The sequence below is a fragment of the Endozoicomonas sp. SESOKO2 genome, assembly GCF_024606245.1.
Classification (GTDB): Bacteria; Pseudomonadota; Gammaproteobacteria; order Pseudomonadales; family Endozoicomonadaceae; genus Endozoicomonas_A.
This window is the reverse complement of record NZ_JAHHPQ010000193.1, coordinates 1-1740: the sequence shown is the minus strand read 5'-3', so window position 1 is coordinate 1740 and position 1740 is coordinate 1. Positions and strand designations below refer to the sequence as shown.

1 protein-coding gene and 1 pseudogene are annotated in these 1740 nt (G+C 51.8%); both read left to right on the top strand.

Going from position 1 to position 1740, the window contains the following annotated elements; genetic code table 11:
• Nucleotides 1-364 precede the first annotated feature (364 nt).
• Entirely contained in the window at nucleotides 365-1393 is a 1029-nt protein-coding gene (locus KDK17_RS04655) for a phenylalanine--tRNA ligase subunit alpha (protein ID WP_257254365.1), read from the top strand.
• Nucleotides 1394-1438: 45 nt separating this feature from the next.
• Nucleotides 1439-1740: pseudogene (locus tag KDK17_RS04650) on the top strand (phenylalanine--tRNA ligase subunit beta); the annotation flags it as partial.

Sequence of the window (1740 nt, the reverse complement as noted above, 5' to 3'; positions counted from 1 at the left end):
GCATCCAATAGAGTGTTGAATGAGCAAGAACAAGGAAGTGGCTTGTTTTTATTAGTGGTTCAGCCAAGCCTGGAGTACCCGGGAAAAAAGAATATATTTCATTGTACAACCCTTAATGCAAAATCACTCTGACACTCCCCGCCCTCGCTTCGCTCTGAGCGAGGGTTCTTCGTTTGGTAAACCGTACTTCAGATCATTGTTCAGTTTTCTTGTCCGATAGGTTATTACATTCGGTAAGGTCGGTATGAATATCAGGGCTTTCCGACATCGGTGAAATCCGCTCAAAAGTACATCTATCCAAACCCCTCCCCAACCGCTAGAATTGGCGGTTTATTTTCTCTACGCATCGGTTATCAGGAATCCCATGGAGAATCTGGAAGCACTTGTTTCACCCATAGTCGTCTCTGCTCTGGCTGAAGTTGAGTCAGCCGCCAATGCCGCTGATCTGGATCAGGTTCGGGTACGGTTTCTTGGCAAAAAAGGCGAGCTGACCCAGCTGTTGAAAGGTCTGGGTAAACTGTCCCCGGAAGAACGCCCGAAGGCCGGTGGTTTTATTAACGAAGCCAAGCAGCAGGTTCAGGCGGCCCTGGACGTGAAACGTGACGGTCTGGATAAAGCGGCCCTGGAAGCCCGTCTGACCAGCGAAACCATTGATGTTACCCTGTCCGGCCGTAGCCAGAACCTGGGGACGGTGCACCCTATAACACGCACCATGGAGCGCATCACCGATTACTTTGGCAACATCGGCTTTGAGGTGGCCCAGGGGCCGGAAATCGAAGATGATTACCACAACTTTGAAGCGCTGAATATTCCGGGCCATCACCCGGCCCGTGCCATGCATGATACTTTTTACTTCAATGACAATACCGTTCTGAGAACCCACACCTCTCCGGTTCAGGTGCGTGTCATGGAAGCCCTGGGCAAGGCGAACGAAAAGCCCCCTATTGCCATTGTCTGTCCCGGTAAGGTTTACCGTTGCGATTCCGACCAGACTCACAGCCCGATGTTTCATCAGGTAGAGGGCTTGTACGTGGCAGAGAAAGTGAGTTTTGCTGACCTGAAGAGCGTTCTCAGTGACTTCCTGAGGGTTTTCTTTGAGCGTGACGATCTGAAAGTCCGCTTCCGTCCTTCCTACTTCCCGTTTACTGAGCCTTCGGCAGAAGTCGATATTGAGTGGGGACGCAACCAAGACGGTTCCATCAAGTGGTTGGAGGTGCTGGGCTGCGGTATGGTTCACCCGAGAGTCTTTGCATATTCCGGTATTGATGCCAGCAAGTACACAGGCTTTGCCTTCGGTCTGGGGGTTGAGCGTTTTGCCATGCTCCGTTACGGCGTAAACGACCTGCGTCAGTTCTTCGATAACGACCTGCGCTTCCTGAGCCAGTTCAACTAACGGTTTTATTGGAACTAGATCGAATAACGGAGTTGAGAAAAACCTATGAAATTCAGTGAACAATGGTTACGTCAGTGGGTTGCCCTGGAAGCCGGCACCCAGGAGCTGGTGGACAAAATCACCATGGCCGGTCTGGAAGTAGACGACGTTGAACCGGTAGCGGGAGAGTTTTCCGGTGTGGTTGTGGGTGAAATTATCGCCTGTGAACAACACCCGGATGCGGACAAGTTGCGTGTCACTTCTGTCAGCACCGGATCAGAAACATTGCAGGTGGTTTGTGGCGCCCCTAATGCCCGTGTTGGCATTCGTGTACCTTTTGCAACAGTGGGAGCCGTTCTGCCGGGCAA